The sequence below is a fragment of the Streptococcus pseudopneumoniae genome (assembly GCF_001068775.1).
Lineage (GTDB): Bacteria > Bacillota > Bacilli > Lactobacillales > Streptococcaceae > Streptococcus > Streptococcus pseudopneumoniae_N.
The window spans coordinates 1-414 of record NZ_JWAJ01000056.1 but is presented as its reverse complement, the minus strand read 5'-3'; the positions used below and the strand labels follow the sequence as shown (position 1 = coordinate 414).

The following is a 414-nucleotide window of genomic DNA, read 5'->3' as shown; positions in this document are numbered from 1 at the left end:
TTTCTTAACGTCGTCGGCCACTTTAGCTTTTTCAGCATCAGTCAAGTTGCTTGGATCTGTAACCGGAGTTACTGTTGGATCCGTTACGACTTTATCATCTGATTTCTTAACTGTCTTATCGACTGGAATTACAGCTGTTGTACCATCTGGATAAGTTACAGTTGTTGTACCATCTTTGTCAACCTTAACATCAGTTACGGTTGGGTTTGATTTCTTAACTTCTTCGGCTACTTTAGCTTTTTCGGCGTCAGTCAAGTTGCTTGGATCTGTAACTGGTGTTACTGATGGATCCTTCGTACCTTCATCGGATGATTTCTTAACTGCCTTATCTGCTGGGATAACCGCTGTTGTGCCATCTGGGTATGTAACAGTTGTTGTGCCATCTTTGCCAACTTTAACATCAGTTACGGTTGG

At 42.0% G+C, this 414-nt stretch carries 1 pseudogene; it reads right to left on the bottom strand.

The features are described 5' to 3' along the window. Window positions 1-414, bottom strand: a pseudogene (locus ADF68_RS11055) (surface protein Rib); the annotation flags it as partial.